Source organism: Arthrobacter sp. CAN_A214 (genome assembly GCF_015751955.1).
Lineage (GTDB): Bacteria > Actinomycetota > Actinomycetes > Actinomycetales > Micrococcaceae > Arthrobacter_D.
Map to the genome: position 1 here is coordinate 1 of NZ_JADOUU010000060.1, position 5248 is coordinate 5248.

6 protein-coding genes, 1 pseudogene and 1 riboswitch are annotated in these 5248 nt (G+C 60.9%); of the genes and pseudogenes, 1 reads left to right on the forward strand and 6 read right to left on the reverse strand.

Annotated elements, in window-relative coordinates:
• Nucleotides 1-210: 210 nt before the first annotated feature.
• A complete protein-coding gene (locus IWX65_RS17085) occupies nt 211-987 on the reverse strand; it encodes a thiazole synthase (protein ID WP_196884751.1) in 777 nt (258 codons plus the stop codon).
• Nucleotides 988-991: 4 nt separating this feature from the next.
• Nucleotides 992-1054, reverse strand: a pseudogene (locus IWX65_RS18170) (sulfur carrier protein ThiS); the annotation flags it as partial.
• 200 nt (nt 1055-1254) lie between these two features.
• Here IWX65_RS18170 and IWX65_RS17095 point away from each other — a divergent pair.
• The gene (locus IWX65_RS17095; RefSeq protein WP_196884752.1) at nt 1255-1701 is read left to right on the forward strand and encodes a hypothetical protein; all 447 of its coding nucleotides are present in this window, start codon (nt 1255-1257) and stop codon (nt 1699-1701) included.
• A gap of 76 nt (nt 1702-1777) precedes the next feature.
• Here the strand turns inward: IWX65_RS17095 and IWX65_RS17100 are convergent, their stop codons facing one another.
• From IWX65_RS17100 to IWX65_RS17110, 4 genes are all read right to left on the reverse strand, one after another.
• Nucleotides 1778-2884, reverse strand: a complete 1107-nt coding sequence (locus IWX65_RS17100) for an IS110 family transposase (protein WP_196884755.1) — start codon at nt 2882-2884, stop codon at nt 1778-1780.
• A gap of 289 nt (nt 2885-3173) precedes the next feature.
• Nucleotides 3174-3302 carry a hypothetical protein gene (locus IWX65_RS17975; RefSeq protein ID WP_334683975.1) on the reverse strand — a complete coding sequence of 43 codons (129 nt, stop codon included), beginning with the start codon at nt 3300-3302 and terminating at the stop codon, nt 3174-3176.
• Nucleotides 3299-4558 (reverse strand): glycine oxidase ThiO, encoded by a 1260-nt coding sequence (gene thiO / locus IWX65_RS17105; RefSeq protein ID WP_196884753.1) that lies wholly within the window; start codon nt 4556-4558, stop codon nt 3299-3301. The genes IWX65_RS17975 and thiO overlap by 4 nt, the downstream gene beginning before the upstream one ends.
• A riboswitch (TPP riboswitch) is annotated at nt 4550-4682 on the reverse strand. It overlaps the preceding gene by 9 nt.
• 222 nt (nt 4683-4904) lie before the next feature.
• On the reverse strand, nt 4905-5248 hold a 344-nt coding region (locus IWX65_RS17110; RefSeq protein ID WP_196884754.1), incomplete at its 5' end, for a DDE-type integrase/transposase/recombinase.

Genomic DNA, 5248 nt, shown 5'->3' on the forward strand with positions numbered 1-5248 from the left:
CCTATTGGAAATCCCGGTCACAGGTAACCGCTCCAACGGCCGCGGATTGTCATATCAAATATAGGAAAGCCGTTATCCCTCACCTAGCTGAAGACCCTGGGTGTCATGCGGCGACGGGCACAGGTATACCGGAAAGGTACCGGAAATCCGAGTTGATACTGAAGTCTGCAACTTCCCCAGCGCTATGCGCCGATAACTGCGCATGCGTCGTTAGAAGTCGGGGCGGCCTTCGGCGGGGGAGGAGGCTTGTGCATGGGTGCGTTTGGGTATCCGGCCGGCTTGTGAGGCAAGCCTGCCAGCCGCAACGGCGTGTTTGAAGGCTGCCGCCATTTTTATCGGGTCCTGTGCTCTGGTGACTGCTGTGGCGAGTAGGACCGCGTCGCAGCCCAATTCCATCGCCAGGGCGGCATCGGAGGCGGTGCCGATCCCGGCGTCGAGTACTACCGGAACTGTTGCCCTTGAGACGATAAGTTCGATGTTGTGAGGATTCAGGATGCCAAGTCCTGTGCCGATGGGTGATCCCAGTGGCATCACGGCTGCTGCTCCAAGTTGTTCCAGTCGTCGGGCCAGCACGGGATCGTCGTTGGTGTAGGCGAAAACCTTGAAGCCTTTGTTGACCAGCGTTTCGGTGGCCTCGGCCAGCTCCAGTGCATCGGGTAGCAGGGTCTGTTCATCGGCGATGACTTCGAGTTTTATCCAGTCCGTTTCCAGTGCCTCTCTCGCCAGTTCCGCGGTCATGACAGCTTCGCGGGCAGTAAAACACCCTGCGGTGTTCGGTAAGACTCGGATACCACGGTTATTGAGCAGTTCGAACAGGGAACCACCCGTCTCGGGGGTATATCGTCGCAGTGCCACGGTTGTCAGTTCCGTTCCCGATGCTGCCAGTGCCGCCCCCAGACCCGCCAGACTCGGGGCTCCGCCGGTTCCCATGATCAGCCGGGAGGTGAACGCAATCCCGTCAATCGTTAACGTGTCGTTGTCAGTCATGTTTTTATCCTCCTTGGACGGCGGTAAGAATCTCGACGTCGTCACCGTCGTGGATGGTTACCTCGGCCCACTGGTTGCGGGGTACGACCTCGGCGTTGACGGCGACGGCTACCCCTAGACGCTTCTATGTCTGTCAAGCGGCTGGAAACGGGTGCGGGTGCGGGCGCGGGCACTAACCAAGTTGTTCTGTCGGTGGGCGCGGGTGACCGGCCAGCGTCCCTCTCCCCCGCTGTTCTGGCTGCTGGCGAAGCTTGAGATGCTTGCTCTATGACCACCGATAACAAGGCAATGCTCGATCGCGTCATTACCGAGGTATTCAACGAGGACTTCGTCATCACGCGCGTCAGCTCCGACGAAGCTCATGGAACGCACAGTGTCCAGGTGAACAACCGCTTCCGCGAGGACCGCACCGCGATCATTCGAGCCGGACACGTGTGGATGGAGGCCTTCATTCCTGAACTGGAGGTTCAAACGAGCATTCTGGTCGATGACGGCGAGGAAGACGACGATCCCGAGGACGTGATTGAGGCCTGCAAAGAGGGAGAGTTGAGAAAAATTGGCCGCGTCATGCACGCCTACCTTGAAGGAGGAGGGCGTGTCAGCGAACGGCGCAGCCTGCTGGGCCGCGGCACCGTCCGCAAATTGGTCATCGAGTCAGACGGCTTCGAGTGGCGTTTAGGCCGGAACTTTTGGAGCGGGCCGAAACCGGTATGACACGATGAGGAATTCTTCACCAGACACCACCTGATCCGTAGATCAAATCGAAGCCTGGCGTGCTCAACCGGTGCTCCTATTCCGGGTAAGGGTCTGCCCCGGCAACGTGGGATCGGTCCGGTTCCGCAGTGGCGTAAAGCGTGTTGAGTTGGCGGTAGAGGATTCGGGCGATGTAGCGCTTGAGGGATCTGCGGATTTCGCGGTAGCTGCGGCCTTCTTGGGTGCGTCTGGTGACGTAGTCCCGTGTTCCGGGGTCGTGGACCATCCGGGTCATGGTGATGGTGTGCAGTGCTCGGTTGAGGCGCCTGTCACCACCCCGATTGAGTCTGTGCCGGACAGTGTTGCCGCTTGAGGCTGGCAAGGGATTGACCCCTGCTAGCGAGGCGAAGGCAGCTTCGCTGCGAACCCTTCCTGGATGTGACCAGGCTGTCAGGATCGTAGCGACAGTGACAGCCCCGGCGCCCATCATTTCCAGCAGCGGCGCTGCGGGACTCTGCTGGATCAGCTCTGTCATGCGCTTCTGGTTAGCCGTCAGCTGAGTGGTTACTTCGTGGACGCGGCGCGCCAACCGAACTGCTTCCTCGCGCGCGATCAACAACTCGATTGGCTCATCTCGTTCCCTCCACCTGGTGATCGTGGCGATCTGGGCGGGAACCAATGGTTTACGAGCGTCGATTCCAAGATTATGTGCCCTGAGTAAGGCGATGAGCGCATTGACGTTCATCGTTCGGTCCCGGGTCAACTGATCCCTGGCTGCGCTCAGGATCTTGAGTCCGGCACGGGCTCCCTCATCCTGGCGTGGGGTTCGAAGCTGGGACTCATCTAAAGCCAGGACTGCGGTTCCGATGGCCGCGGCGTCCAGCGGATCGGATTTACCGATCGCGCGGCGGCCTCGGGCGTTCATTCGTGGAGCTTCGACGACGTCATAGCCGACCTCGGCTACTGCCCGGGCCAGACGTGCGCCATAGGAGCCGACACCCTCGACAGCCCACAGACACCTTGTGTCGCCGTCCGTGCGTCGGCCTACCCACGCAAGTGCGCGGGAGATCCCAGCCGAGGTAGTAGGGAATTGCTCGCAAGCGACCTGTCGCTTAGTACGGGCCTCGATGATGGCGAACGTGTGTGTGCGGGCGTGGCAATCCACGCCGATGACGAATGGGCGGGTCTGCGCAACGAGTGTCACTGCGGCCACCCTCCTTCCTGTCGAACGGGCAAGATCAATCGCGTCGCGACCGGCACTGACCTGGGAGGAGGCACTTCGAGGCAATACTGTGATGAGCCACAACCGCAGGGGCTGGGCAAGCTTCTAATCAAGCCACCGACGTGGGACAGGTCAACGCCGGCCGCTCCATCCAGCGCGGACAAGTCGAGGGAAATGCACCCTGGCGGGCAATTGTTTTTTCGAGTCACACGTCAGACGGAACGACCGGCATCAACACTGCCAGCTAGTCCCAGACCAGCCGCTGTAAGACTCACAGCTGTTTTTTATCGACTGGTTGCCCGGTATCGGTCAGCTCACGGCCGGTCAGCTCAGCAATCAAGTGTTTGAGGGTGGAAACCGATACCGTGTTCCGGGCCTGTCCGTTCAGTGTGAAGATCATATGGCGGTCCTTACTTCGTCAGGAGAATTGTTGTGGCGGGAAGTGTCATAACGGGACGTTTCCGGAACGTGCCCGGGGTCATTGAACCGGTCGGGCCGGAATCGCTCGATGTCGACTTCCGGTACGTTTTGGCTGATCAGGTCTGTGCAGAGGCGTGCGGTGATCGGTGCCAGCAGCACCCCGTGCCGGAAGAAGCCGGAGGCAATAACCAGTCCGCGTACCTCGGAGCCGTCCGGGTTTCTACACCGGCCGAGCAGGGGAGCGTTGTCAGGGGTTCCAGGTCGGGGGCGGCAGAGGGCTTCGAGCAGTTCCAACTCCGCGACGGCAGGGATCAGCGTCTGGGCATCCCGTAGCAACTCGTAAACCCCGCCTGCGGAAAGCCCTGCGGACCCGTTTTCCCGCTGGGTGGCACCTATCACCACGGTTCCTTCCTGACGGGGCACCACATATATCGGGGATCCGTGGACCAGTCCGCGGACCGTGGAGGTTATGAGCGGTCTGAGGTGTTCGGGTACGCGCAATCGCAGAATATCCCCGTACACCGGACGTAACGGTAGCCGAAGCCCCGCCGGTAGACCGGCAATGTTTGCCGTACCGAGCCCGTTGGCCAGAACGACCTCATCAGCATCAATCCGCTCCCCGTCCTCCAGCAGCACACCGGTCACAGCAGTACGGTCAGCGGCATCATCATGAACAAGTGCGGTAGCCGGAACCGGCACCGTGCGCGCTGTTGGCTGTTGCGCCAGTGCTGCTTGGAGGGCAGCGGCCATAGCCCGCGGATCCACCTGATGATCCTCGGGAACCAGGAACGCGCTTGTCAGTTGCGGGCCGAGCAGCGGCTCCAGACGCCGAGCCTGACGGGTGGTGAGTTCCTCAACCTTGAGCCCAAGACCTACCTGGACTGAGCGCAGGTCGGTCAGGGCTTGCCGGTCGGCTGGATCGATGCCGGCTATTAGTGTCTGCGTCCGCTGGTAGCCGGTTCCAACCCCGGAGGCGGCTTCCAGCTCTATGGTGAACTGCTGGTATGCCCGGGCCGAGGGCAGCGTCAGGTCCAGTAGGGATTCTTCCTGATAATGAAGTTCACTGACCGGGGCCAGCATTCCGGCCGCAGCACGGGTAGCTCCGGAAGCGGGCGCGGGATCGATTAGCGTGACACGGTGGCCGCGACGGCTGACCTCCCAGGCAATGGCCAGTCCTATGATTCCGCCACCGACAATGGCGGTATGCGCGGCGCGGTCCGGGTTGTGCAACGTCATAAGAGTCCTTCCTACGCCGGGATCAACCGGTTCAGGTTCATACGGTCGGCGTCAAACGCCCTCTCAGCCCTGTCGACCGTCAGCATGGTGGCACTGCCGGAATGAGGCTCCCGTGGAGCTATTAGTCTAGGCCGTATGGCTTCTGTTGCGGATGTTCACCCTTCCAACTGAACCCGTCCGATGGTGAAACGTCCTTAACGGTCAGTACGGGCCCCCTGCACCGGCAGAAACTGGAGTGGTCCCCGAATGTTGGACTCGTAATTGAACGTTACGCGGTAGCGGGGTTGTGGGTGAGGTATTCGTCGGGGCTGAGGTAGCCGAGTCTTTGTTGGATGCGGGTGCTGTTTCACCACTGGAGATACTCGGTGAGCCCGGTATGGAATTGCTCGATGGTGTCTAGTTGCTGGATCCGGAACCATTCCTCTTTGAGGTGGCTGCAGAACCCTTCCATGGAAGCGTTATCGAGACAGGTGCCCTTCCGGGACATCGATTGAGTCAGCCCGGCGTCGCGGAGCGTGTTCTGCCAGTGCGGGTGCCGGTATTGAAATCCTTGGTCGGAGTGGACGAGGGGTCGCTCGTTCGGGCCGAGACCGCGGATCGCGGCGCGGAGACCGTCGGTGACCATTTTGACGCTCGGAGACGGACCTGCCATGACGGAGACGATCCGGTTGTCGTGAAGATCAAGGACCG